Origin of the sequence: Bartonella sp. AA89HNZF, assembly GCF_042196905.1 — a bacterium.
Lineage (GTDB): Bacteria > Pseudomonadota > Alphaproteobacteria > Rhizobiales > Rhizobiaceae > Bartonella.
Map to the genome: position 1 here is coordinate 40,909 of NZ_JBHIRD010000011.1, position 26,525 is coordinate 67,433.

The 26,525-nt window shown below is 38.0% G+C and carries 25 protein-coding genes; 11 read left to right on the plus strand and 14 right to left on the minus strand.

The features are described 5' to 3' along the window. Positions 1-896 precede the first annotated feature (896 nt). The 3 genes from ACFIN0_RS06295 to ACFIN0_RS06305 all read right to left on the minus strand — a co-directional run bounded on the left by ACFIN0_RS06295 (position 897) and on the right by ACFIN0_RS06305 (position 4,423). Positions 897-1,049 (minus strand): DUF1127 domain-containing protein, encoded by a 153-nt coding sequence (locus ACFIN0_RS06295; RefSeq protein WP_273790070.1) that lies wholly within the window; start codon positions 1,047-1,049, stop codon positions 897-899. Between the two features lie 346 nt (positions 1,050-1,395). Beyond that, on the minus strand, positions 1,396-3,015 hold the full coding sequence (purH, locus tag ACFIN0_RS06300; protein ID WP_375702143.1) for a bifunctional phosphoribosylaminoimidazolecarboxamide formyltransferase/IMP cyclohydrolase: 1,620 nt from the start codon (positions 3,013-3,015) through the stop codon (positions 1,396-1,398). 619 nt (positions 3,016-3,634) lie between these two features. Beyond that, on the minus strand, positions 3,635-4,423 hold the full coding sequence (locus tag ACFIN0_RS06305; RefSeq protein ID WP_375702144.1) for an SURF1 family protein: 789 nt from the start codon (positions 4,421-4,423) through the stop codon (positions 3,635-3,637). A gap of 276 nt (positions 4,424-4,699) precedes the next feature. On the opposite strand from ACFIN0_RS06305, the gene rpmB reads away from it, so the two are divergent. From rpmB to ACFIN0_RS06320, 3 genes are all read left to right on the plus strand, one after another. After that, positions 4,700-5,017, plus strand: a complete 318-nt coding sequence (gene rpmB / locus ACFIN0_RS06310) for a 50S ribosomal protein L28 (RefSeq protein WP_375702145.1) — start codon at positions 4,700-4,702, stop codon at positions 5,015-5,017. 77 nt (positions 5,018-5,094) lie between these two features. Further along, a complete protein-coding gene (locus ACFIN0_RS06315) occupies positions 5,095-5,778 on the plus strand; it encodes a VUT family protein (protein WP_375609943.1) in 684 nt (227 codons plus the stop codon). Between the two features lie 1,195 nt (positions 5,779-6,973). Continuing rightward, a complete protein-coding gene (locus ACFIN0_RS06320; RefSeq protein WP_375610051.1) occupies positions 6,974-7,120 on the plus strand; it encodes a HaeIII family restriction endonuclease in 147 nt (48 codons plus the stop codon). A 71-nt stretch (positions 7,121-7,191) separates the two neighbouring features. Here the strand turns inward: ACFIN0_RS06320 and cobT are convergent, their stop codons facing one another. The 3 genes from cobT to ACFIN0_RS06335 form a co-directional block, all read right to left on the minus strand. Beyond that, positions 7,192-9,087: a cobaltochelatase subunit CobT gene (gene cobT / locus ACFIN0_RS06325; protein ID WP_375702146.1), complete on the minus strand. Its 1,896-nt coding sequence runs from the start codon at positions 9,085-9,087 to the stop codon at positions 7,192-7,194. Positions 9,088-9,101: 14 nt separating this feature from the next. Beyond that, on the minus strand, positions 9,102-10,082 hold the full coding sequence (cobS, locus tag ACFIN0_RS06330) for a cobaltochelatase subunit CobS (protein ID WP_375608469.1): 981 nt from the start codon (positions 10,080-10,082) through the stop codon (positions 9,102-9,104). Positions 10,083-10,285: 203 nt separating this feature from the next. Further along, positions 10,286-10,906 (minus strand): J domain-containing protein, encoded by a 621-nt coding sequence (locus ACFIN0_RS06335; RefSeq protein ID WP_375606021.1) that lies wholly within the window; start codon positions 10,904-10,906, stop codon positions 10,286-10,288. Between the two features lie 124 nt (positions 10,907-11,030). Here ACFIN0_RS06335 and ACFIN0_RS06340 point away from each other — a divergent pair, with 124 nt between their 5' ends. Further along, the gene (locus ACFIN0_RS06340) at positions 11,031-11,303 is read left to right on the plus strand and encodes a BolA family protein (RefSeq protein ID WP_375606020.1); all 273 of its coding nucleotides are present in this window, start codon (positions 11,031-11,033) and stop codon (positions 11,301-11,303) included. An 18-nt stretch (positions 11,304-11,321) separates the two neighbouring features. Here ACFIN0_RS06340 and ACFIN0_RS06345 read toward each other — a convergent pair whose 3' ends face one another. Both ACFIN0_RS06345 and ACFIN0_RS06350 read right to left on the minus strand, forming a co-directional pair. Beyond that, complete coding sequence (locus tag ACFIN0_RS06345) at positions 11,322-12,290, minus strand: tyrosine recombinase XerC (RefSeq protein ID WP_375609046.1); 969 nt, start codon at positions 12,288-12,290, stop codon at positions 11,322-11,324. Between the two features lie 3 nt (positions 12,291-12,293). After that, positions 12,294-13,115: a SapC family protein gene (locus ACFIN0_RS06350; RefSeq protein ID WP_375606018.1), complete on the minus strand. Its 822-nt coding sequence runs from the start codon at positions 13,113-13,115 to the stop codon at positions 12,294-12,296. Between the two features lie 131 nt (positions 13,116-13,246). On the opposite strand from ACFIN0_RS06350, the gene rimM reads away from it, so the two are divergent. The 7 genes from rimM to ACFIN0_RS06385 all read left to right on the plus strand — a co-directional run bounded on the left by rimM (position 13,247) and on the right by ACFIN0_RS06385 (position 19,384). Next, positions 13,247-13,804 carry a ribosome maturation factor RimM gene (gene rimM, locus ACFIN0_RS06355; RefSeq protein ID WP_375702147.1) on the plus strand — a complete coding sequence of 186 codons (558 nt, stop codon included), beginning with the start codon at positions 13,247-13,249 and terminating at the stop codon, positions 13,802-13,804. Positions 13,805-14,088: 284 nt separating this feature from the next. Continuing rightward, positions 14,089-14,787 carry a tRNA (guanosine(37)-N1)-methyltransferase TrmD gene (trmD, locus tag ACFIN0_RS06360; RefSeq protein WP_375606016.1) on the plus strand — a complete coding sequence of 233 codons (699 nt, stop codon included), beginning with the start codon at positions 14,089-14,091 and terminating at the stop codon, positions 14,785-14,787. A 209-nt stretch (positions 14,788-14,996) separates the two neighbouring features. Then, a complete protein-coding gene (rplS, locus tag ACFIN0_RS06365) occupies positions 14,997-15,437 on the plus strand; it encodes a 50S ribosomal protein L19 (RefSeq protein WP_375606015.1) in 441 nt (146 codons plus the stop codon). A 495-nt stretch (positions 15,438-15,932) separates the two neighbouring features. Continuing rightward, positions 15,933-16,334, plus strand: coding sequence for a succinate dehydrogenase, cytochrome b556 subunit (gene sdhC, locus ACFIN0_RS06370; RefSeq protein WP_375606014.1), 402 nt, complete (start codon positions 15,933-15,935; stop codon positions 16,332-16,334). Positions 16,335-16,352: 18 nt separating this feature from the next. Then, on the plus strand, positions 16,353-16,739 hold the full coding sequence (gene sdhD, locus ACFIN0_RS06375; RefSeq protein WP_375606013.1) for a succinate dehydrogenase, hydrophobic membrane anchor protein: 387 nt from the start codon (positions 16,353-16,355) through the stop codon (positions 16,737-16,739). A gap of 6 nt (positions 16,740-16,745) precedes the next feature. Further along, positions 16,746-18,590: a succinate dehydrogenase flavoprotein subunit gene (gene sdhA, locus ACFIN0_RS06380; protein ID WP_375702148.1), complete on the plus strand. Its 1,845-nt coding sequence runs from the start codon at positions 16,746-16,748 to the stop codon at positions 18,588-18,590. 14 nt (positions 18,591-18,604) lie between these two features. Further along, positions 18,605-19,384, plus strand: coding sequence for a succinate dehydrogenase iron-sulfur subunit (locus ACFIN0_RS06385; RefSeq protein ID WP_375606011.1), 780 nt, complete (start codon positions 18,605-18,607; stop codon positions 19,382-19,384). Between the two features lie 1,869 nt (positions 19,385-21,253). On the opposite strand, the gene ACFIN0_RS06390 is transcribed toward ACFIN0_RS06385, so the two are convergent. From ACFIN0_RS06390 to ACFIN0_RS06415, 6 genes are all read right to left on the minus strand, one after another. Then, the gene (locus tag ACFIN0_RS06390) at positions 21,254-21,451 is read right to left on the minus strand and encodes a hypothetical protein (protein ID WP_375702149.1); all 198 of its coding nucleotides are present in this window, start codon (positions 21,449-21,451) and stop codon (positions 21,254-21,256) included. A 1,267-nt stretch (positions 21,452-22,718) separates the two neighbouring features. Further along, positions 22,719-23,780 carry a P-type DNA transfer ATPase VirB11 gene (virB11, locus tag ACFIN0_RS06395; protein WP_375609938.1) on the minus strand — a complete coding sequence of 354 codons (1,062 nt, stop codon included), beginning with the start codon at positions 23,778-23,780 and terminating at the stop codon, positions 22,719-22,721. Then, a complete protein-coding gene (virB10, locus tag ACFIN0_RS06400) occupies positions 23,755-24,912 on the minus strand; it encodes a type IV secretion system protein VirB10 (RefSeq protein ID WP_375606219.1) in 1,158 nt (385 codons plus the stop codon). Before virB10 ends, virB11 begins: the two co-directional genes overlap by 26 nt. Continuing rightward, positions 24,912-25,718 (minus strand): P-type conjugative transfer protein VirB9, encoded by an 807-nt coding sequence (gene virB9 / locus ACFIN0_RS06405; RefSeq protein WP_375606008.1) that lies wholly within the window; start codon positions 25,716-25,718, stop codon positions 24,912-24,914. Before virB9 ends, virB10 begins: the two co-directional genes overlap by 1 nt. A 13-nt stretch (positions 25,719-25,731) precedes the next feature. Continuing rightward, positions 25,732-26,433, minus strand: a complete 702-nt coding sequence (locus ACFIN0_RS06410) for a virB8 family protein (protein WP_375606007.1) — start codon at positions 26,431-26,433, stop codon at positions 25,732-25,734. Continuing rightward, positions 26,430-26,525: TrwH protein (locus ACFIN0_RS06415; RefSeq protein WP_375618343.1), on the minus strand; the 96-nt coding region annotated here is incomplete at its 5' end. The genes ACFIN0_RS06415 and ACFIN0_RS06410, both read right to left, overlap by 4 nt.

Consider the following 26,525-nt stretch of genomic DNA (forward strand, 5'->3'; position numbering starts at 1 on the left):
GCAAAACATTATTGTTTATTGTAGTAATATTCTCAAAATTTGAAGATCATATCAATTTTATACACGAAGCATTTTTTTGGAGTATGGGTTGGATGTTTTTAGGCAAGGTTTGCTCATAGAGTTTCATGAGGTGATGCTAAAAGGGATTGGCTTCAGAAAAAAAGATTTTTGAAAGACCATTGTTGACAGATGAGTACTAGTTAAGGATTTTGATCCTTTAAAGATATGGAGAGAAAATTAAGCCGTTGCTTATCTTCAATAAGTTCTTAAGTGTGCTGTTGGGATCAATATTTCTCTCTGAGAGAGTTGCATTAATAGGATTACGCTCTTCACGAAAAACAGAGCGCTATTGTATATTCACGGACTTATTTTAAAGAAAAATCCCTTAACGCTTCCAAGCCTATTTTGCGACGATGCCCGTGATAGGTATAACGGTAAATCCATTAAGCACCCCCATCTTTACGCTTATGAAGGAGCAGCTCAGCACTATCACACTATTGATCAGTGTCCAATGTTTGTAACAAGCTCTTGGCACTAGAGATGGTTCATAAGAGGCATTTTTAGCCTTCTCTTAATAGCTTTTATCCATACAGCTCCCCCCGCTTGTAACGTGCAGGCGAATGGTTTTGGTTGATTCAACATACATAAATTTGAAATGGAAGAATCTTACGGTGTTCGGGGTTCTCATTTAATATAAATAACGCTAAATTATTATTATAAATCAAAAGTTATATATCACAGAAGCACCGAAAATTCGAGAAATGATACACAGCAATGGCCAAGAAAAACAACTCTTCTGCTCTTTGTTACTATACTAAAAATGAAGTCATAATAACAAACCACAAAATGCATGCTTTTTCATAGCAAAGCATTCTCTCAAATATCTCAAACAACTTTCATAAAGATTTACGCGAATAACGTCGTGCAATTGAATCAATATCACCTCGACAAATTCCAAGATCGCTGAGTTCATATGTTGAAAGACGACTTAACGCATTAACGGTTCGACGATAACGGCGCCAATTACTATAAAAACGTAGAATATTCATATCCTCTACTCAAACTTTTCATTACACTCTTTAGTTTAAGAATAGAGTATATTACTAAAAAGAGTTGTGTTATAATATCATAGCAGGTATGCATCTACATACAAGATAATACCCCTTTAACATTTTCCTCATGCGAAAGGGTAACCATTAAAAATATCAACAAGAACATCTTATCCCTAACCAATGGCTAAATTATGTGCATTTTCTGCGGTGATAAACTTCTTCACGTGTAGATTCTTTGGATTGAATAACTGCTTCCATTTCAACAGTTATCAATAGTCATACGATAATTATGAAAAAGTCCTTGAAACCTTTGTTTCATACGAAAAGAAAAGCAGCAAAATTATTAATGGCGGAAGTGACGTGTTCCTGTAAAAACCATCGCTAACCCCTGTGCATTAGCAGCGGCGATAACTTCTTCATCACGCATGGAGCCTCCTGGTTGAATAACTGCTGTTGCCCCTGCTTCAGCTGCTGCTAATAAACCATCTGCAAAAGGAAAAAATGCATCTGATGCAACAACAGATCCTTTTGTGAGAGTTTCTGTTAAGCCTGCTCTTTGCGCACTTTCTGCTGCTTTACTTGCAGCAATTTTGGCTGAATCGATGCGGCTCATTTGTCCAGCTCCAATTCCAACTGTTGCACTATTTTTCGCGTACACAATAGCATTCGATTTAACGTGCTTTGCTACACGAAAAGCAAATTGAAGATCACGCATTTCATCTTGAGTTGGGGTCCGCTTTGTCACTACTTGCAATTTAAGATCATCGACTACCACGTTATCACGTGATTGCACTAAAATGCCTCCCGCTAATGTTTTAGCAAGAAGTCCTCCACAACGTGGATCAGGAACTCCACCTGTAATAAGCAAACGAAGATTTTTTTTCTTGGCAATAATTTCACGTGCCGCCATTGTGGCATCAGGAGCAATAATCACTTCTGTAAAAATTTTAACAATCTCTTCAGCACATTCTTCATCAAGGGGCTGATTTAAAGCAACAATTCCACCAAATGCCGATACATTATCACACATAAGAGCTTTCAAATAAGCTTCTTTCAAATTTTCTCCTTCCGCAACACCACAAGGATTGGCATGTTTAATAAGAGCGACAGCAGCGGTTTTTTGCGGATCAAATTCTGCCACAAGTTCAAAGGCTGCATCTGTATCATTCAGGTTGTTATAAGAGAGCGCTTTGCCTTGTAAAAGTTTTGCTGTTGCAATACCAAAACGTTTTTCATTATTGCGATAAAATGCTGCCTGTTGATGTGGATTTTCTCCATAGCGCATAACACTTTCAAGATGACCAGAAAAACTCTGCCACGATGGAGTTTCAATTTCTAAATCCCGTGCAAACCACGATGCTATTGCCGTATCATAAGCAGCGGTGTGTGCATAAGCGCGCATTGCTAGCTGATGACGCATAGATAAGCTTAAACATCCATTATGCTGCTTTAATTCAGCTAGAATCGAATCATAGTCGTTTATCGCTGTTACAACACCGGTATAAGCATAATTTTTTGCCGCTGCGCGAATCATTGCCGGTCCGCCGATATCAATATTTTCAAGAATTGTTTGATTGTCGGCGCCGGATTGGGCTGTCTCTTCAAAAGGATAAAGATTCACAACTAAAAGATCAATTCCATGAATGTTGTTCTTTTCCATAGCATCTTTATGGCTAGGGTCTTCTCTTACCCCTAACAAAGCACCATGAATCAAAGGGTGGAGTGTTTTAACACGCCCATCCATTATTTCAGGAAATCCGGTAACTTCAGCAACATCTTTTACGGGTAAACCAGCCGCTATGAGGGTTTTGGCTGTTCCTCCTGTTGAAATCAATTCAACATTGTAAGTAGCGTTAAGAGCTTGTGCAAAAGCAACCACACCCGTTTTATCAGACACAGAAAAGAGAACACGACGAACCTGATGAAGATCAGGTATGGGAAAATTTTTGGCAACAACACCCATAACAGCAGCCTTAAAAATGAAAGAGTTAAAATTCTAGTAAAACAAGCTTATACGTTTATAGCATAAGCCTTTAGCAAAATACATTGAAAGGATAAACTGTCTTTTTAGAATATAGGAAGACTCACCTTTTTCTATTATTCTGTAAAAACCTCTCATTTGAGGTGTGATGATAGGTATAAAAGTCTCATTGAGACATTAAATGTTTTTTTGTTGCTTATAACTCAACATCTCACCTTCATAGCAGTTTTGAAACAAAAATGCATCCGTATGTTCTCTGCTATATTAGCCTTTATACTAGATGAAGGCGAAAGTATTGCATATATCAATTGGAGTAATCTCTGAAATGGGAAATAATCTAATGAAGCAAGAATATAAAATTATAAAGGCAAAAATGGGTGACTATCTTTCCTATTATTTTTAAATTTGACTTTATGTTTTTCAAAAGCGTTATGACAATTCTTTTTAAGAGTGTGGCGTAAATCTTTTGTGGATGGTATAAAGTTCATTGTATGCCTATGATCTTTAATTTAACAAAGGCGCAAGTTGGTAGCTTTTATTCTCTTTATCAGTTTTCAAGATTCTAAAAATTTTTGTTACTTGAGATGGAAGAGGTATTTTTTTAGTTTTTTTGCCGTAGCAGAAAAAGAAAACCTCCTAACACACCAGCAGCTAAAATAAACCACGTGATTGCATAAACGAGATGATTATTTCGAAAATGGATAATCGTAAGACCAGCAATGGGAAGGTTTGCTTGTGGGGTTGTTTTTTTTCCGGCATCAATGAAATAAGGGGCAACAGTGGATAAACCAAGTTTTTGTGCCATAGCGGGGAGATCGCGCGTATACCATAAATTTTTGTCAGGATTATTTTTGCGTGGAAAAAATCCATTTTTTTCACTCATGCGTAATAAACCTATGATCGTTGTTTGTTCTGTGTCCGTGGTAGAATGTTGCTGAGATGGAGTATTTGTATCCAATTGCTCTGAGTTTTGAAAATTGTTACGTTCATCCATGGGGATAAAACCACGGTTGATAAAGGTCAATGTATTGTCATCAGTGGTTTGTAAAGGAGTCAAAACCCAATATCCCGTAGTATTTTGAGCGGTAGCCGTGACCAAAATATTTTTATCTGTTAAAAATTTTCCCGTGATAACAACAGGTTGATATTCATATTTTTCAAAAGTAACATCTGCCCATTGATTTTTGGGGGGGGCTTTTATGGGGGGCAAATGAATGCGCTGATTGGTACTGGTGATAAGATTTGTTTTCCAGTTTAACCGTTGTACTTGCCATATACCTAATGCGCTGAAGAGAAGAAAAAAACAAACACATAAAGTTCCAAACAAAAAAGAAGAAAAACGGTTAGGATTTTCTTGAAGCTTTGTCATGGGGGACTCTTGTTTACTCATGATTTATATTTCCTTTCAGGACAATAAGCTTTCATTCTAACATGGTGTGACTTTAAAAAAACATTTTGTACGCCTTATTGCAGAAAAAGATGAAAAATGCTCCCATAAGAGATGAAAAAGGTTTTATAAAAGACTTGACCTTTTGTTGTCGACCCCCTATTAGAAAGAAACTTCCCAATGATGCCCGTTCGAGGTAGTGTTGTGCGTGCTTTACGTTCATTCTATCCTTTGGGTATAGGGATTTGAAAGTTTCTTAGAGTTTTAAGGGTGAAGTTTATGTCTCGTGCATGTGAATTGACAGGGAAGACGGTTCTGTATGGTAATAATGTTAGCCATGCAAATAATAAGACTCGGCGTCGTTTTTTACCAAATCTTTGCAATGTGACATTGATTTCAGAAGTGTTACAGCAAAGTTATCGTTTGCGCATTTCTGCAAGTGCGTTGCGTTCTGTTGAGCACCGTGGTGGTCTTGATGTTTTTTTAATGAAAGCAGACGATAAAGAGTTATCGCAACGTGCGCGTTTATTAAAGCGCCAAATCATTAAGAAGAAATCTGAGCAAGAAGGTGAGAAAAAAGCTGGGCAAGCAGCGTAATTTTTAACGTCATTGTTTCCGGCTTTTTTCTTTTTGATCGCTCTGTTTTATTGGTTCCATACCCCAGGTTAAAAAAAATGTCTTCAAGCGGTCTTTTATTAGAACAGCAAAGAAAAAGGTATGTTGTTTTTTCTATTTTTGCAATGTGCCTTGCTGTCACTGCTTCTAATATTTTAGTTCAATATCCTGTCTATTGGTTTGATTTGAATGAGCTGTTGACTTATGGGGCTTTTACCTATCCATTTGCTTTTCTGATTAATGATTTGACCAATCGTTTTTATGGTCCATCTGCTGCGCGGCGTGTGGTTTATGCTGGTTTTTTTGCGGGTGTCTTTGTTTCTTGGGTATTGGCGACCCCACGGCTTGCAATTGCCTCTAGTCTGGCATTTTTATTTGGGCAACTCCTTGATATTATTGTTTTTACTCCGTTGCGACGTAAAACATGGTGGAAAGCTCCTTTAGCAGCAGCATTGGTTGGTTCGGCTTTGGATACAGTGCTGTTTTTTTCTCTTGCTTTTTCTAGCTTTTTTGCCGTTCTTGATAGGATAACAGGCTATGCTGATAGTTCTCTAGTGGAGAGTACTGTTTTGGGAGGGATAGGCATGCCAGTTTGGCTCTCACTTGCTTTTGGTGATTTTTCGGTAAAAATTGTTATGAGTCTGTTGATGTTGATTCCTTATGGGACAATTCTTAACATTATAAAGCTTCCTCTTTATCGAGGGCATTCAAAGGATGCTTCCTCTTTTGTTTGTAACAAATAATAGTCTTTTTGTTTTCCTGAAGCCAAGAAAATTGTACGCTATATTTAGTATGGCAAGTTATTTATAATGATACTTTATCATTTACCAACTTAAGTAAGAACTCTAACACAAAATACTTTTCTTCTTTCAAAACTCTCTTGTGAGGAAGAAATAGAGTCATTTGTTTGTATCTCACAAGAAGGCAATGTGAATAAAATTGTTTGAGAAGGGGCTAAATATACTTTTTACGAGCGGTTTAAGGTGAAAAAAATTATAACTTATTTTCATTAATAGATTAAAATGATAATTATGTTTTTCATTTGAGTGAAAAAGTCCAATATCATAAACTTTTACGCGTTTTAAATACTCTTATTATTGAGTGAATAAAAATTATTTATTTGTCTATGTTACAAGAGAAATTGGCGTGGAGACAACGCCATTTGAAAAGGAAATACTTCTTATGAAGAGCTTTAATGCAATAAAAGTGCAATATTAGACGCTGGAAGTATACTGATTGACCTTAAAATATTGGAAGCTTGAAAATAGGTTTCTGCTGTTGGCTTTTCGCTTGTAAAGCGTAAAGGATGATTGCGGATTCTACATTATGCTATATATGGGTACTGTCGTGAAATCGGCTTGGAAGCAAGGAAGAATGTAAGAGTGCGGATAAGATATATAATGGTGTGTGCTTTTTTCGTGAATGAAGCAATATTCTTTTTTTCGTGTTTTTTCTTATATTTTATGTGAGTAAAGGTTTTTGCTTTTATTAATGAGATGGGAGCTTATGTTGATCATTCACTCGTGGAGAGTACTGTTTTGGAATGGTTATGAAGTGTCAGTTTTGCTTGTCGTTTGCTTTTAGCAATTTTGCCGAAAAATCGCTATGAATCCATTTATGCTGATTCTTTTATAAAATAACTCTTAGTGTTTAAAACAGCCTCTTTGGATTATTCTTCTTGTCTGTATCATAAATACGAATTTTATCATTTTGTGTTACTGAAGATGAAAGGTTAAGTATTATATTTTCTATGAGAGCAACATTTTAAAGCTATGTCTAGTGGAGATATTTTTCTATATACGTGTATTTCAATATTTAAATATAACGAAATAACACAAGATCGAGACAAAAACGGGTGATTATTCAGTCTTTTAATTTGAATGACACTTTGGGATATGGTCGTAAATGGAGAATTCCAAGTAAAACTTATCCGTTGCAATAAAACCGGAAAGTAAAAACAAACTCATTATAATTTTTGAAGATGGTTGGAGCATTTCTTTTAGAATTCATAATGCATCCAGTAAAGTAGAAGCCTTCCTTAAAGTTCGATATTCAATTTGTGGGATTATCTTCTCAGGTTTTTAGCCATCAAATTCCGATGGTTTAATGATAGAAATAATTTTTTAAAATGTAATCGTTGTTGATTCAAGGAAGGCTTATTTCTTATAACTATGAGGACTTTTATCACTAAAAAGTACTTCTAATTGTTTTGTTATAGCGTCGGCAAGTTCTTCAGCATTCATAATTGTTACAGCACGTTGATAATAACGTGTTACGTCATGACCAATTCCAATGGCAATGAGTTCGATGGGGGAATGGGTTTGGATTTCTTGAATCACTGCACGTAAATGTTTTTCTAGATAATTGCTGGAGTTGACCGATAGTGTCGAATCGTCAACAGGAGCACCATCAGAAATGACCATAAGAATGCGACGTTGTTCACGCCGTAATAAAAGGCGTTGATGTGCCCAAATCAAAGCTTCTCCATCAATATTTTCTTTTAATAATCCTTCTTGCATCATCAAACCTAAATTGCGTCGTGCGCGACGCCATGGGGTATCAGCACTTTTATAGATGATATGGCATAAATCATTAAGACGTCCAGGATTATGGGGGTTGTTTTGGGCAAGCCATTGTTCGCGTGATTTTCCTCCTTTCCAAGTTTTAGTGGTAAAACCTAAAATTTCAACTTTGACACCACAACGTTCAAGAGTTTGTGCCAAAATATCGGCACAACTTGCAGCAACGCTAATGGGGCGTCCGCGCATTGAACCAGAATTATCAATGAGGAGTGAAACAACCGTGTCTCGAAATTGGGTATTACTTTCTATTTTAAAAGAAAGGGGTTGTGTTGGGTCGATAATAAGGCGTGGAAGTCGTGCTGTATCAAGATATCCTTCTTCAAGGTCAAATTTCCAATTGCGATTTTGTTGCGCCATCAAGCGGCGCTGGAGACGGTTTGCTAAACGTCCAACGATGTTTTGGAGATGATTGATTTGCTTATCAAGATAACGGCGTAAGTTATCTAACTCGTTTTCAGAACAAAAATCTGTTGCTTCCAAAATTTCATCAAATTGACGGGTGAAGATTTTATAATTGCCAAGTTTTTGCATTTGTTCCGAATCGGAAAAAAGGTGTTTGGGTTTGTGCGGCTTTTCTTGCCAAGGTCCATTTTTTTGCTCGCCGTCAGCTTGATCATTGTTGTTTGATTGTGTCGCTTGTGTTTTTCCGTCGTCTTGCACATCACTTTCTTGTTCAGTGCTGGTTTGTTCTTCACTTTGAGCGTGTTTTTTGTTTTTACTCTCTTCTTCTGCTTGGTCTTGAGGTTCATATTCGTTTTTTAATTTTTTATTGTTTTCACTGTTAGAAGCTTCAGCTTGTTGTACGGTCATTTTGAGTGTAACAAGCATTTGGCGAACGATTTGTGCAAAAGCCTGTTGGTTGTAAATATGATGTGTAAGTTCATTAAGCTCTGCTGCGGCTTTTTGTTCGAGTTCTTGACGCCACAATTCTAAAACAGGGCCCGCTTCTTTTGGGGCAGGGCGCTTTGTTACTTTTTCACGCAATAAAAGTGCAATCGCTTCTTGGATGGGAGCCTCACTTTGGTTGCTAATTTTATGATAATGGGCTCTTTTGTATTTATCGGCGAGCATGACATCAAGATTTTTTGCAAGCCCCTCCATGGTTAACGTGCCAATTGCTTCCACACGTGTTTGTTCGAGAGCATCAAAGACAGCACGTGCTTCTGATTCTAGTGGAGCAAATTGCATGTGAATGCGGTTGTCATGCCATGCTTTGCGAAGAGCCATGGAATCACCTAATCCGCGGGTAATGGTGATGTCTTTATTCGTTGCGTATTGAGGTAATTCTGGTAAACGTGCACAACTTTCGCTCAAAGATGGTCGGTTATGACTAAAGGAAACTTCAAGGTTGTTTGTGCCTGCAATCGCACGCATACAGGTGGAAAGTGCTTTTTTAAAAGCTTCAGTATTAAGAGTGTTGTTGGAAGAATCTTTTGCTGGATTTTTGTTGTCACCAATATCGGTAGCCATGAGTGACAGATTCCTTAAGGCGAAACACCATGAATGAGTGATTCGGGAAGCTCTTGTCCAAAGGCGCGTTGATAAAATTCTGCAACAGTGGCACGTTCGAGTTCATCACATTTATTGAGAAAGGTTAATCGGAAGGCAAAGCCGACATCTTGAAAAATTGTTGTATTTTCTGCCCAAGTAATGACGGTACGTGGACTCATGACAGTTGAAAGATCTCCATTGATAAAAGATTGGCGTACCATATCAGCAACATGAACCATTTGTGAAATTATCTTTTTTCCTTCAGTCGTTTGAAAGGATTTGACCTTTGAACAAATGATATTAACCTCTTTATCATGGGGTAAATAATTGAGTATCGTAACAATAGACCAGCGGTCCATTTGAGCTTGATTAATTTGTTGGGTACCATGATAAAGACCGGTTGTATCGCCAAGACCAATGGTATTTGCTGTTGCAAAAAGACGAAACGCTGGATGTGGAGAGATGACACGGCTTTGATCAAGTAAGCTTAGTTTTCCAGAAGTTTCAAGAACGCGTTGAATGACAAACATAACATCGGGACGCCCCGCATCATATTCGTCGAAAACAAGAGCAATATTATTTTGATAAGCCCATGGCAAAATGCCCTCTTTAAATTCAGTGATTTGTAAGCCATCTTTTAAAACGATAGCATCTTTTCCTACAAGATCGATACGACTTACATGACTATCAAGATTAATGCGAAGACAAGGCCAGTTAAGACGTGCAGCAACTTGTTCAATATGCGTTGATTTCCCTGTACCGTGATAGCCAGAAACCATTACACGGCGGTTAAAGGTAAAACCTGCGAGAATCGCTAAAGTTGTTTGCTGATCAAAAAGATAATCAGGATCGATATCAGGAACATGGGGACTTTTTGTGCTAAAAGCAGGGACTTTCAGATCTGTTTCAATATGAAATAGATCGCGAGCACAAAGTGTAATATCGGGCAAATTTTCAACGGTAAGATTTGTCATTATGTTTCTGGAAGGGAAAAGACGCTATTTATTCATTAGAAACGATACAAGAGTTAAAGTATTTATGCAATGCTCTATAATGAGAGCCTTAGATATTAAAGAAAGATTTTTTTACGTATTCTATAATGTTTTGCAAAAAAAAGTAACATTTTGCGCAAATAATGATGGTCTAAATGAAAATAGACTCATATAAGCGCATATTTTCAGCACAAACCAGACTTTTTTAGCAAATTGTAAGCATGTAAAACATCACGAAAGCGCTCTTCTGAAGCACGATTACCACCATTGGAATCAGGATGGTGCTTTTTTACCAACTCTTTATATTTCATTTTGATGTCTTCTGCTGAAGCGTTTGCCTGTAGTCCCAGTGTATCAAAAGCTTTTGCTTCTAAGGGCTTTAATTTTCGTGAAAACTTATTGCTTGAATGCTGCCCAGTAAAAAGCGTGAAGGGATCGCGCATGCGATTTTGATAGGCCGCTGTTCCAGAGCGAATCTTTGCATAATTCGCGGCTGTTTTTTTCGATGTACCATTGCTCAGATCTGTAGGCCATGTCGGACGATGTCCTGTGAGAGCATCCTTTTGAAATTTTGCGATATCTTTATTGCTAAGACCAGAGAAGTAATTAAAATTTTTATTATAGGCGCGTACGTGTTCAATACAAAAATATAAATATTGTCCTTCGTGATTTCGACCTGCTGGTGCTTTATGGGATCCTGTTTTTTCACAACCTTCCCACTGACACTGTTGTGCTTCTGGCTCAGCTTTTTGTTTTTTATTTGAGCTTATGCGAATTGAATCGAATAATTTAGATGTTATTGTCATATTATTGGTTTATGCAAAATTGATTAATTTTACAAGAATTGACTTTTGAAAAATTTGTTTTCACACTTATTCTATTATGAAAAAGGTGTATTTTTGCACGTTCATTTTGTTTGAGGAATGAAAAATGTCTATAGAAACAATCATCAACAGAAAGCTTCAGGATGCTTTTCATCCGCAGAAATTGGAAGTGATTAACGAAAGTCATCTTCATGAGGGACATCCTCATGATGAACATGCTTTTGATGGTAAAGGAGAAACACATTTTCGGGTGAAAATTTTATCTTCTTCTTTTTCCAATATGACGCGTGTAGAAATACATCGAGCGATTTATCAAGTTTTAAAAGAAGAGCTTGCTACTTGTGTTCACGCTTTGGCACTTGAGGTTGAAACACTCTAATTTTTTGATGAGACGTTTTTAGGAACGGGGATGGGCCTTTTGATAGATTTTTAACAAATGGTCTGTATCGACGTGGGTATAGATTTGTGTGGTGGAAAGACTAGCGTGCCCAAGAAGTTCTTGAATGGTGCGTAAATCTCCCCCCCGTGATAAAAGATGGGTGGCAAAAGAATGGCGTAGTGTATGAGGCGTGGCAGTTTCTGGTAAACCAAGGCTTGCACGTAAATTACGGACAGCTTTTTGAATAATGGCAGGCTGTAGGGGACCACCCCGCGCACCACGAAACATGGGTTGGTTGTCTATTAAAGGATATGGGCAGCATTGAAGATAATTTTGTACGGCTTCGTAAACAATTTTTATGAGGGGAACAAGGCGTGTTTTGCCTCCTTTTCCAGTTATAAATAAACTTGTTTTTTCAGGATCAGAAAATTGTTCTGGTGTGAGGCTTAAGGCTTCTGATATTCGCATTCCACAGCCATAAAGAAGCATGAGGACAGCAGCATTACGCGCGGTAATCCAAGGTTCATTTTCCAGTTGATTTTCTTGTTTGACTATGTGAAGTGCTGATTTTATCGCTAAAGGTTTTGGGAGCGATTTGGGGTGTTTGGGGCTTCGGATAAGTTGAGCTGCGGGAACATTGACGATTCCTTCACGTGATAAGTATTTGAAAAAAGAACGGATGCCTGCTACTCCGCGGCTTAAAGAGCGAGCACTTACATTGTTTGTACGCCGATAAGCAAGATAAGCACGCAAGTCACTGATGCGTAAATGAGCAAGATCTGTAAGGGTTGGTGTATGGCTTAAGTGTTGACAGAGAAAAGACAAAAATTGCCGCGTATCACGTTCATAGGCTTGCACTGTTTGTGCTGACATACGACGTGTTTGGGTAAGACACTCTAACCAATTTTTCCTTGCGTTTAAAATTGCATGGTCTGCTGGAATGAGAGGAATGTTTTCATCTTTTCTCTTGTCGTTTTTGATAGGCATTATCTAGTTGAGAGTTTCTTTCTTTTTAGATTTTTCATCGTTAGAATGACCATTCTTGTTTTGAGGTTTCTCTTCACGATTGATAAGCTGCTTTTCACCTTTGAGAGAGAGTATTTTCAAAAGATTGTGCGTTGACATCAAATGCGCAAAAATTAATCCTAAAAAGCCATTTTTATGAAGTTTGGCAAGTTGGCTTGCTGATAATTTATTCAATTTTTCTTCATCAACAACCCAAAAATGTTCCAATTGCGCTGAGAGACCTTTATCGTTTTTCACATTGATGGATTTTTGGCTTAGAAGATCCATTTCTACAAGAGCATCAATAAACTCAGAGGTTTTCTCCATAGCGATTTTAAAACTTTCAAGAAAGCGAATACGTTCTTCCATAAAAGGAGAAATAGAGCCATCGGAATTAAAAAGTTCTGTTCCTGCAACTTCATTAAACATACCGGACTGTTGATCAAAGCACACAGAAAGTTCTTTTTCATTGCTAATTTGTGCCAAAACAAAAGGGTAGCGGCGGACAAAAGCAGGAACATAAGTATTGTTTTTCCAACTTTTATCAGAAGCGATATAGTCATTTTCGTCATTAGAAAGACCGACAAGAGCTGCGGATGTGTAGTGCCGTTTTTTTTGTTCATCTTCAGCGCACATAAATAAAATAGGATAGTCTAGTGCTGCTTGAAAATATTCAGTACTTGCTAAAGGAACCCAATGAGTATCCTTGGCAAAAGACATATCACTTGGAGGAGCAAATTTTAGATTTTTATGAGAAATTTTGTTGATTGGTGTGATATCTTTGTAAAATAGCATAATATTTGCCATAAGACTTTCTCCTTTATTAATTTGTTTTTGTTACCAAGAAAGGTCTTTTAGAAGATTGTCTCATATGGCAACAAGATTGAATAGAAAACTATAAGATTGAAGGGTTCGTTTTTGAGAGATAATATTTTTGCATGAAGTATAATAAAGAAAAGCTTAAAAATAAAGTCTATCTTGCCATTATTGGTACGCCTCATGGTATAAAAGGGGATGTTTTTGTTAGAATTTTAAGTTCTGATCCCCAGCGTTTCAAGTCTTATGGTACTCTTTATGATGATATGGGGCGTTCTTATGAAATTGTAACTCTTCGCATACAAAAAAATAAGGCGATTGTACGTTTTAAAGGGGTAGAAAATCGTAATGCGGCTGAGTCTTTAAAAGGTATTCGCCTTTATGTGACGCGTGATCAATTAATTGATGATTTGATGGAGGATGAGTTTTATCAAGTCGATTTAATAGGCTTGTGTGTCCAAGATTGTGGGGGGAAAATCTTAGGTGAAGTGTGTGGTTTTTTTAATTTCGGGGCTGGTGATTTGCTTGAAATACGTTTGAATACAGGTAAAAGAGTTCTTATTCCCTTTAGTAAGGCGGCGGTACCAGAAATTTGTATGGATTCTGGTTTTCTTGTTGTTGATCCCATGGCCGCTGGTTTAATTGATGGGGGAGACAATGATAAAAAGGAAATAGCTTGAATCTAAAAATAAAGATGAAGGTAAAAAACAACAGATGAATTTCGTCAATAAAAAGTGGAATGTGTGAAAATATTAAAAATGCTCTTTTGAGCAGATATTGTAAGCACTTTATCTCGAAATAGTCCTGAATTTTTAGAGTCTTTTTTAGTGCAAGTATTTAGAAGGATCGTATTGAATATGGCGCAGATCAAGAAGACTCAGATTAACGCTATAGCGTTAAAAGTCTTGTTTGTGCTATTTTTGCTATTAAGAGTCTGTTTAAGAAAATAAGGATAAGAAATAAAATGAAATTTCAGGCGCGCGTTTTAACCCTTTATCCTGAAATGTTTCCTGGTTTTTTAGGGTATTCTTTAGCAGGGCAAGCTTTAGAGCGTGGAATTTGGTCACTGGAGACGGTACAGATTAGGGATTTTGCTTTAGACAAACACCATAGCGTTGATGATAAACCTGCTGGTGGGGGAGCTGGTATGGTAATGCGGGCGGATGTATTGGCGGCTGCTCTTGATTGCTGTCCACAGGATTCGCCAAGATTGTTGATGAGTCCACGTGGACGCCCTTTTGACCAAGCTTACGCGCATAGCTTGGCTCGTGATACGGGTGTAACGTTAGTTTGTGGACGTTTTGAAGGGGTTGATGAGCGAGTCATAGAAGCACGAGAATTAGAAGAAATTTCTATTGGTGATTATATTCTTTCAGGGGGTGAAACAGCCGCATTGGTTATCTTAGATGCTATTATACGTCTTCTGCCCGGAGTGATGGGGAATGCAGCTTCTGCAAGGTGTGAAAGTTTTGAAAATGGCTTGCTGGAACATCCGCAATATACACGCCCTTCTCTTTTCGAAGGGCGGGGTATTCCGCCTGTATTGCTCTCAGGTCATCACAAAGCGATCGCAGATTGGCGTCAAAGCCAAGCCGAATTGTTAACACGTCAACGTCGCCCTGATCTTTATGCGCGTTATGATAAAAATCATCAGAAAACTTGATTCATATGATAAGGTGGTGTATTGCATGGCTCTCTTTTTAGAGAGTTTTTTATAAAAGGTTTTCTGTAGTTCCAAAATTAAAATGAAGGAATGGTGTATTCGCTCCTGTGTAAGACATAGCCTAAAGAGCTCCTTATTCTTAATAAAGGCTTTTTTGGTAAGAGTTGAGCGCTCTGACTGTTCGATAAAGAACGTGAAGGATAAAAGAAATGAATATTATCGCACAGCTTGAAGCTGAACAATGTGCAAAAATTGAAGAAAAGCGCCAATTTCCAGCATTTCAGCCAGGAGATACAGTCCGTGTTATGGTGCGTGTGACAGAAGGTACACGGACGCGTGTTCAGGCTTATGAAGGTGTTTGTATTGCACGTTCAGGTGGTGGGTTGAATGAGACCTTTACAGTACGCAAGATTTCTTACGGTGAAGGGGTGGAGAGGGTATTTCCTGTTTTTTCTCCTTTGATTGAAGGCGTTGAGCTGGTGCGCCGTGGTAAAGTGCGCCGTGCAAAACTCTATTATCTGCGTGGCTTGAGAGGTAAAGCTGCGCGTATCGCTGAAAAGAGAGATTATCGGAAAAAAGCTGAAAAGGTTGTTGAGAAAGTAGAAGCAGCAGCCGTAAGTACAGATGTTGAAAAGCAAGTTTCTGAGTAAAGATTATATCGGCTAAACTTTATGCAAAAGCGGCTTTTATGCCGCTTATTTGTGTCTTTCTTGATTCGTTTTGCCTTTTAAAAGGCTTGGAGGAGACATAAAAATGTTTAATCTATCAATTTTCCCTCTTTTTATTCTTAATCATGGGTGCAGTTTAAGAGACTATTGCATATATCGTGGATACTCAAAAGGATAAGTTTAATCTGAAAAAATGTCTGTTTATATTTGGAAAATATTTTAGACCTTTGACGTGAAGATAAAAGTGTATTAGATTAAGGCGAGTTTTGCGGATCATATCCGGGGAGTAATCGGTTTTTTTATGCGTGACCTTTAATCCGTTATTTGAGACAACCGACCTGTAATATCGGTATCTTGAGATGCCAAACAAGTAAAAACGAGAGAGTATGTTTAGTCGTTTTGCGCGAACTTTTTCGTTCATTGCGGTTGCAAAAACCAGGTCAGGATATTTTATGATAAACCAGGTCAGGATATTTTATGATAGAGACAACTAGGATAAAAGAGCGCCCTCGTTCCCCTCATATAAGCATTTATCGTTGGACAATTACTATGGCCATGTCTATTGCACACCGCATTACGGGTATGGCACTTTATGTTGGAACGGTTTTTCTTGCTGTTTGGCTAATTGCTATTGCGTGTGGCGAGGAGACATTTAGAACAGTTTACGAAATTTATAGTTCTTGGTTTGGATTGTGTATTTTGTTTCTTTATACTTTGGCAGGGGTTCATCACATGGTTGGTGGTGTTCGCCACATTGTTTGGGATCTGAAGCCTTGCCTTTTGGCAAAAGAAAAGGCAACAGTCACTGCGTGGGCGACAGTGTTTATTTCTCTTATTGTTACTTTTGCGATTTGGATTATTGGATATACCGTTGTTTAGCTGGGGGTGAAAAGAGATATGAAAAAAGATTTTCGAACGGAACTTGGAAAAGTACGGGGGCGTGGCAGTGCTCATGAAGGAACAGAGCATTTTTGGCTAGAACGTTTGACAGGGTTTATCAATCTACCACTTTTGATATTTTTTATTGTTCTTATTCTTTCGCTTGTGGGCAAGGATTATAGTATTGTGCGTGCACGGCTTGCACATCCTATTGTTGCTATTTTGATGGGATTGATGACTTTTTCGGTCCTTTATCATATGAAACTTGGTATGCAGGTGGTGATTGAAGATTATATTCCACGTGAAGGTTTTCGGATATTCTTTTTGACGTTAAATATTTTATTTTGTTTTCTCGTAGGTGGTATCATTATTTTTTCTCTTTTGAAAATTGCATTAGGGGGTTAAACAAGTATGGCGGGTACAGGATCATCTCTGGGCGCTAAAGCAGGTAACGCCCCTTATCGCACTGTAGATCATAAATTTGATGTTGTTGTTGTTGGGGCAGGTGGTGCAGGATTACGTGCAACATTAGGTATGGCGGAACAAGGATTAAAGACAGCTTGTATTACGAAGGTTTTTCCAACGCGCTCACATACGGTTGCAGCACAAGGGGGGATTGCTGCATCGCTTTCAAATATGGGGCCTGATAATTGGCAGTGGCATTTATATGATACCGTGAAAGGTTCTGATTGGTTGGGCGATACCGATGCAATGGAATATTTGGTGCGTAATGCTCCTGCTGCTGTGTATGAATTAGAACATTATGGCGTTCCTTTTTCGCGAACGCAAGAAGGCAAAATTTATCAGCGTCCTTTTGGTGGACATACGACACAATTTGGTGAAGGTCCACCTGTTCAGCGTACTTGCGCAGCAGCTGACCGTACAGGCCATGCCATTTTGCATACGCTTTATGGACAAAGCTTAAAGCATAATGCGCAATTTTTTATTGAATATTTTGCCCTCGATCTCATCATGACGGATGGGGTTTGTACGGGGGTTGTGGCATGGAATCTCGATGATGGTACAATACATCGTTTTTCTGCCAAAATGGTTGTTCTTGCAACCGGTGGTTATGGACGCGCTTATTTTTCTGCGACATCGGCGCATACCTGTACGGGTGATGGTGGTGGAATGATCGCACGTGCTGGATTGCCACTTCAGGATATGGAGTTTGTGCAATTCCATCCGACAGGGATTTATGGTTCTGGTTGCTTAATTACAGAAGGAGCTCGGGGTGAGGGGGGCTATTTAATTAATTCTGAGGGTGAACGCTTTATGGAGCGCTATGCACCTTCCTTTAAGGATTTGGCTTCACGTGATTTGGTTTCGCGTTGTATCACTCTTGAAATTCGTGAAGGGCGTGGCGTGGGACCTAAGAAGGACCATATTCATTTGGTTCTCAACCATATTGATCCTGCAATCTTGCACGAGCGTTTACCAGGAATTTCGGAATCAGCTCGGATTTTTGCAGGGGTGGATGTAACAAAAGAACCTATCCCCATCTTGCCAACGGTCCATTATAACATGGGGGGAATTCCTACCAACTACTACGGGGAAGTTCTCAATCCAACGGCTGATTCGCCTGATCGTATTCAACCAGGGTTGATGGCGGTAGGAGAAGCGGGATGTGCTTCTGTTCATGGGGCTAATCGCTTGGGGTCAAATTCATTGATTGATCTTGTGGTGTTTGGTCGTGCTGCTGCTATTCGCGCAGGTGAAATTATTGATCGGAATGCAGAAATTCCACCCCTGAATGAAGCTGCTGTTGATGAAATTATAGCACGTTTTGATCGTTTGCGTTTTGCAAAAGGGGCGGTACCAACAGCGGTATTGCGTGAAAAAATGCAACGCACGATGCAAGAAGATGCGGCTGTCTTCCGTACAGAGGATTCTTTGCAACAAGGATGTCAGCGGATCAATAAAATCTGGGAGGAATTGTCTGATATCAAAGTTACAGATCGTTCTCTGATATGGAATTCTGATTTGGTTGAAACATTAGAGCTTGAAAATCTCATGGCGAATGCAATCATGACTGTTTATTCGGCGGAAGCACGTTTAGAAAGCCGCGGTGCCCATGCGCGTGAAGATTATCCAGAGCGTGATGATAAAAATTGGCGTAAACATACGCTTTCACATTTGTCAAAAGAGGGTAAGGTGACGTTATCATATCGACCTGTCCATGTGGACCCGTTAACATCTGAAGCTGATGGTGGGATCGATTTAAAGCGCATTGCACCTAAAAAACGGGTTTATTAAGGGGAGACTGAAATATGGTACAAATTAAGCTTCCTAAAAACTCTCAGGTAAAACCGGGAAAGGTTTGGCCTAAACCTAAAGGTGCTAAAAAACTAACAGAATTTCACGTTTATCGTTGGTCGCCTGATGATGAGGAAAATCCTCGTTTAGATACCTATTACGTAGATCGTTCTGCTTGTGGCCCGATGATTCTTGATGGGCTTTTGTTTATTAAAAACCATATTGATCCAACTTTGACACTTCGTCGATCTTGCCGTGAAGGCATCTGTGGTTCATGTGCGATGAATATTGATGGAACCAATACATTAGCTTGTACCAAAGGGATGGATGATGTAAAACATCCCATTAAGGTTTATCCGTTGCCTTCCATGCCGGTTGTTAAAGATTTGGTTCCTGACTTGAATCGCTTTTATGCGCAACACCGAGTTATTGAGCCTTGGTTACAAACAGTTTCTCCTGAACCTGCAAAAGAATGGTTACAAAGTCACTCCGATCGCCAAAAAATCGATGGCCTTTATGAGTGCATTTTGTGTGCGTGTTGTCAGACTTCATGTCCAAGTTATTGGTGGAACGGTGATCGTTATTTGGGGCCCGCTGTTTTGCTTCAAGCTTATCGCTGGATTGCGGATTCACGTGATGAGATGTGTGGTGAACGTCTTGATAATTTAGAAGATCCTTTCCGCCTTTATCGTTGTCATACGATTATGAATTGTGCCCAAACTTGTCCAAAGGGATTAAATCCAGCGAAAGCGATTGCTGAAATTAAAAAACTCATGGTTGAACGCCGCCTTTGAAAATTGACTGATTGATCAAAAGAAAGCGCAATGGAGAAAATTGTGCGTGTTTTTAGAGATTTAATCTCTAAAAACACATGGGTTGTTTATGAGGCATCAGTTGTTGTAACCATCTTAAGCATGAAATAATTCTTATAGAAGCAATCCTTGCAATGGCTGAGATTAAGAAAACTGATGGTTAAGTATTGTCTTCGAAAATTGACTAATCAGTGAACAGTAAAGTAAAAAACAGAAAATTGCGCCTGTTTTTTGTGCCTTTTTGAGGCTTAATCTCTAAAAATTTATTGGCTTCTATGAGGCGGTTAGTATAGTTATTATTGCCTTTAAAAAGGCTTTAGTTTTTTGAGTAGACTATAATTTAAATAGCATTCTATGTAAAAATAATAAAATCAATATGCCATGTGTTTTTATTTTTATTAAATTCGTATCAGAATTTGCACTTTGATGCAGATTCAATTAATCACTTTTTATAAAAAATGATAACTCTGTATAAATATAGCACAAAAAATAAATGCTGATACAAATATTATAACGCATGTAAATTATCTAAATGAAATACAAAGGAGTGATCATTATGACAATTCGTCATTTTACGACACATTTATTATAATATCGAAAACATTGCTAATATTCAGGGATTAGGAATTTTTGATAATATCATTATATATAAAGGTCATATTTTTATTTTAAAGATTGGATTGTTAATCGCATTAAACAACAAAATTTATAGTTCTCAAAAAATGGAGAACGTAAAATCCCTCTCTATTGTAGAGATAGATTATGCAGTTAAGGGGGTAGTAATTTAAAACTATTGTAACGTCATAGATTTAAATTCACTAAAGAGCAAATAAGACGTTTGAAAAATATCAAATTTATAGTTTTTCCCGAAAATTTAGAAAACACTAGTGAGAATTCTAAGAACACGTGTTGCGAATGTGGAATAAGGGCTGTTTATAGGTTCATTTGAGTTGAATGAATTCAATCATCAAGGAAACATGTTATATTTTTATGCGTTTCGTAGGTTTTGATTTTATATGTTTTTATCTATAAAATATAGAGATTTCTAGGTTTAGGTCTTATTTATTATGTTAGGGGGTTTCATTTTTTCTTGTATATATGCTGAAGAAGATTATTTAAGCAGTAAAAGTGTTTCTTATTTTATTTTTTAGCATAAAAGATATTTCTTAACATGAAAGAGAGGTGCCTAAGTATTAACGATATAATCAGCCATTGTTTTGGTATTTATTCTGTTCTACCGTAAAAACACTATTGTATTTAGGATTTGGTAATTAGAGTGGTTAGAAGGTGAAATCTGCTAGGTGAGGGGGCGGATTGTTTGCAGATCAGTGCGTGTTAAGAGGCTTCGTCCTTTGAGGTGTGGTAGGTGGAGTCTGTTAGCCAATTACGTAAATGAGAGCGAAATATACGTGGACAGGTTTTTAACCTAACCTCTCTTATATATTGTGATAGGAAATTCACATTGATAAGGACTACGACCGGTTACAGAAAACAGAAATCATTGTGAAAAAACAAGCGTGCTTGTTTTAAAATTTTTAATATTTGTGATCATAAGGGCATGCAAAATTTCCTGTAGTATCACGCAGACCGTTCGTATTCTCGAGCCAAGAATTGTTCATATATCCTCTTCAATCTGATTTTCACGAATTGATGCAAGATATGGGTACGAACACCTGTAAGAATACGAACACCTGTAAGAATAAGCAGATGCAAAGCCAGTTGTATCATTATTGTTGCTTTGCAGAGTGTTTGATAAAAATCTGGAACATTTTTCCAATTCATTGCCGGTTTATTAATGACTTTATGGCGTTGTTTTTCTAAAAGAGCTTTTGCTGTTGCAGCTTTTACTTATCAGATGGGAGTTAAGAGTATCATGTATCTCTTGTTGGCGTAATCTTTGAAAGTCGCTATACAGCCTCCTAATTTGAGGAGAATATGAAGCTGTAAAGGTGAAAACCAGTTTCCATTTTTAGCATCATTTTTTAATTCTGCTTTACGACTTCTAAAAGCATCTAGAGTAATGTCTTTTAAATAATAGAGATTACGCATTGTTTCACGCTTTTGTTTCTCTCGTTCTTTAATAAGATCGAAGCCCTTATGTAAAACAGAACGCTCCGAACCAAATACACTTTGCTTGTCAATTTACACGCCTGTTTTTAAGAAACCTTTCTTTAAGATGCCTAAGCTTATTTCATTACAGAGCTCGTGGATGGTATAATGGTAAAGCCCCGATGAATAATATAAAATTTATAGAGCATCTCCATTTTTACACTTCATAAAAGAGCAAGTTGGGCGTCATTAGACACTTTGCCAACTCCCAATGTTGTTACAATTTTGGGCATTTTGGATGGTTTATAAAAGGCATTTTTAGTGCTTTTTTGTACAGTTTCATTCTATACGGTTTTATTTACTTATAATGTGCAAGAGACATGGTTTTGGTTAATAAACAGCTTTGAAATGAGAGAATCCTACGGTACTAAGATCTTTGATCCAACACGCAAAATAATGAACACTCTTTATAAGACAATGTGATGCATCTTAAGAAGAGTGATTGTAGATCTGTTCTTTTAGGAATTTTTGCTTTTTGTGGTGCAGAGAAGAGAGCAGGAATATTCAGAGTAGAGCTTACCTTATGGAATCTATGGATATCATCTTTAGGAGAGGGACATAAGCCACGTGATATGGTTAGCAAAGCTTTCTTAAGAGAAATTTGGTTGTTTACGAACAACTGGAGGTTAAGAATCTTTCTTCGTCCGAAGAAGACGTCGTATATACTACTATACTTTTTATTACCAAATAGAACGTGGTTTATGGATGCTAAATCGAAATGATAATTTATTTCGTATGAGGTTTTCCGTATTTGGAGATTGTTTGGTTAAAAAACATATTTATTAATCACTTGAAAATAGCGCTTAGAATTTTTAAACGATAAGTTTTGGTCTTGATGACGATAATTATTTGTGATGATCGAAAGTACCTATTTTACGAAGCTTTCATTGATAGGCGAATCAAAATTTATTCTTTTCTTTTGTTTAAATATTTATTTTGCAGCTATTTTTTCTTTTTTGCATCAAAGATACTTTTTCAAAAGGTAAATGGAAAGAATGATCAAAGGCAAGAGAATAAAGAAAGCCTTATGTATAATTTGGTTTTCTCGTAGAGTTGTTGTCTATTAACTTTTTTCTTTTTTTCTTCATGAAGAGTGTAGAAAATCCATTGGAGAAGCAAAGAGAATAGGAAAAGTTAAAAAAATAGCCGTAACAATTAGTTACGGCTATTTTTGTTTGCTTCATATTACCGAGAGAGGAAGCTCCCCTTAAGCGATTTTTGATTTAGCAAAAATCGGGTCGTAAAAGACTTCAGTGAGTTTTCTATCTTTAAAGAACAACACTACGTCAACTGTTGTATAGAGAACGATTTTTATCATTTCTAACTCGAGTTGCCGGCCAATTTCTGATCTTTTAATCAAGGTGGCACATCTCTCAAATGTCTGCAAAGCGCTGTTGGCATGCGTTGTTGTAATCGACCCGGGATGACCAGTGTTGAGCGAATTGAGATATTCCCATGCTTCATTGCCTCGCAATTCAGCGAGAAAAATTCTGTCAGGCGACTGACGCATACATGCATCTAGGCATTCTTCAGCTGAAACACGGCCTACATTGTTACCATAAATCATATGTACATGATTGGGATGATTGGGTAGAAAAAGCTCATGAACATCTTCAATTGTGATAATACGCTCCTCTACAGGAACCTTTTCAATTAAAGAGCGAGCAAATGTTGTTTTACCAGATCCTGTTTTGCCTGCAATAATAATGTTGCGTTTGTGAAGGACGCATTCTTCCAAAAATTCAAGAATTTTTCCCTCACGTTTACTTTGTAAGAGTTGAACTTCAAATGGTTCCAACCGTGTGAAGTCCTGCTTCGATAACAAGTTATTGGCTTCTTTTGCTGAAGGCTTATTAAAACTTACATCAGAAAAATCGTCAAATGCCCCTTCTTCTTTGAGTTCTTCTAACGTCTTAACTATGAGAGAATGTTTACGAATTACAAAGGAAAGAGCACCATCAACAACAGCTGGTGTTTGTATAATTGTACCACGTTGTCCACCAGGCAAGAGCACATAATTAATACTTCTGGGAGCCATACCGTTATAAACGATAATAGCTGTAATAAGCGTTTGCAAAAAAGTGGTTGTTAACTCTGGTACGCTATGTACTTGCCAACCCTTAAAGCTTTTCGTCCATACTTCACAGGGGCGGCAAATAGATAATTCAGTGATCGTGGGATCTTCTAAAAAACAATCAAGCGGTTGCAGAAGCTGAAAAACTGCTTGATCTTTTTGTATCGAGTTAACGTGTGACGAGACTGTAGACATCGCTGAAATCCAGATCACGAGCAACAAAAATATTTACTCGTTCGCCTTGGTTTTTGTAAAGTGTTGGTGTGATATTGATGGAATTTTGAAGAACATCGATTGCTATAGATTCAGCATTCTGAGCTCCTTTATTTTGTGAGTTATCTTTATTTTCTTTGCTGCTTTTACCAACTTTTCCTCTTACCCATTCTCCTAAATCACCGATAATGCTTACCATAATTGCACTACCAAATCTTTCCCAAAAATGTCTGTCAACCCAGCCACCAATACCTGCTTCACCCAGAGGACCTGTGCCTGGTGAGTCAAGATTGACAACAACACCAGAAGGCGTTTCAATGCGTAACCATTGCACAAATACGCGCGTTTGTCCTTGTTGTATGCCACTTTGGTAAAAACCAACGACTTTAGAACCACGGTCAAGCAAAACAACACGTCCACTTGTGGAATAAATATCGCGTGTTAAATGACACGTTGTCATTCCGGGTTGTGATGTAATGATTTTTGTTTCTAACGTACAATCTATTTGCGTTCCTTGTGTAATCAAAAAGTCACGGTTACGAAGTTGCATCGCATGTGATTGACCTAAACGCACGGGCTGAAGGTTATCAAATAATACGCCATTACCTCTATCATTATTCGATGCTTTATTATTTGTATCTGTAGATCCTTCGCTACCACCGTTGTTAAGGCTAGAACTGAGCATACGTTTGCGTGCTAATTCTTCAGAATCTTGGAGCATATGTGGAGGAATGGCTGTTTGAAGAAGTTTACTCAATGCCGGTGGAATATCCAAGTTTGAATCTTCTGTTTGTGTTGATTTTTCTGCTTCTTCTACAATCTTTGGCTCTTCTATAATCCGAGGGACATAGTTTGGTATAATTTGCTGTACTATTTGTTGTGGTTTTTCTTCCTCAACCTCCACGGTATTACGCATTTTAAAAGCTTTCCAAGTCAAGGCAATCGGTATCGCTACTATGACAATAAGTCCTACCATTAACAATGCACGGGTACCTGGAATTGTTGGACGACGTTCAGAACCTAGTTCGGACCCTCCATAGGTACCTTCAATATGTTTTTGTTCGACGTTGTCCAGTTTTGTACCTTTTCCCTCTCCTTCCTTATTGTCAAACATCATTTTCCTCCTTTATTGATACGATAAACCACCGAAGATACTGTCCCTGTTGTGTTTGGTACGCCATTGGGGTCATAGGCTTCATTAAAAACAGCTAGAGCGCGTTTACCAAGCCGTATAAGCCATTTAGGATTGACCTTATGAACGGCGATAATATCATTAGAACTGCCGATAACGGTGCGTGGTATTAAGCTTTCATTGCCTTCAGCATCTACGACATAAATCGATGGCATATCCATGTTAGCGGGAAATTTAAAGTAAGTAATACGCCCATTGTCCCAAGCATTTATCGGAGCAATATCTTGGTGACCACTCATGGTATAACTGAGATTATAGCCGTTGACGCTTTGGTGAAAACCACGTTCAATCGCAAGGCGTCGATTGTTTTCTTCTGACTTTTCATCATTTGAATCGGGATAATGGAAAGCCAATTCATATGTTGATCCCGCACGGTCATTCCGAAATTGTAGTCGGAATTTATAACTCCGTTTGTCGGTTACAACGATGAGATTGGTATTGGCAAGTTCTGCTTTTGGTTTAATAAAAATATGCCGCCCTTTATGAGCAAAGGCATAGGCTTCAGAATCACCAAAGGCATGAGTTATGTACTGTTCACCTTCTTCAAGAATAATATGTGTTGCCACACCAAGAACTGTTTCAATTTGAACCACATCCGCTTCGTTATATGTTATATAGCGAATGCGGTGATCATATTGTGAATTTGATGGACTTTTGAGCGCCTGCACAGGTACCGTATAAAGAGAAGAAAACGAAGACAATAGAACAACGAACGCAAGTTTTTTCATAACAATCAATTCCTTAATCATTCAACAGTATTTCTGGGTCAGAACGGTAACTTGTTACTTGAAAACCAAGGGGGTTAAGCAATCGATCAGATGATTTCATGGGTGCACCAACATAGGTGTAACCAATTGTTGCAATTTGGTGCTGTTTTGGTCCAGTAGCAGCACCGTTGCTGTCAAGTTGCTGAGTCGTAAAACGTACAGTTGCTTGACCGAGTCCATTAGGCTGGATTGATCGTACTTTAACTGTGATACGTGCTTTGTTGGAAAGCACTTTGTCCCGTGCATTTTCTCCATCATAGATTTTATAATATTCTTGTTGAACAGATGCCGCACTTAAAAGTGCTGTCGTGTCATAGTTCAGTTGAATGGTATCGTAGTCGTAAGTTTCGCGGTTAAGCACATATTGATTTAGCCAATATCTATCTACAACTTCACCATAGCTTTCTTCGTGTTCACGCATGATTGAGATAACATCAACTGCACCCGTCGTATTATCAACGCGCAATACTAAGGGAGTTGGAGCTGGTTGAGAAAATCCAACAACTCCACATATCATACCGAATAAGCCAAAAAGACCCACAGTACTCGCAACACGCCATGCCGTTCTGCGCGACCTTATAAATTCATTGATAAGATCACGTTCTAAGCCACGGCTTTCTTCATAATAACTTCTAAGTTGTTCGGCTTTCACTGGTTTTGCTTGTTTTGTTTTCATCTGTCTCCTCGCTTGATTTCGGCAGGGATTGTTTTATTAATAGGCACACGGTTCCTATCATTGGGCTGTTTTAGCTTTGGTGCTAATGCACA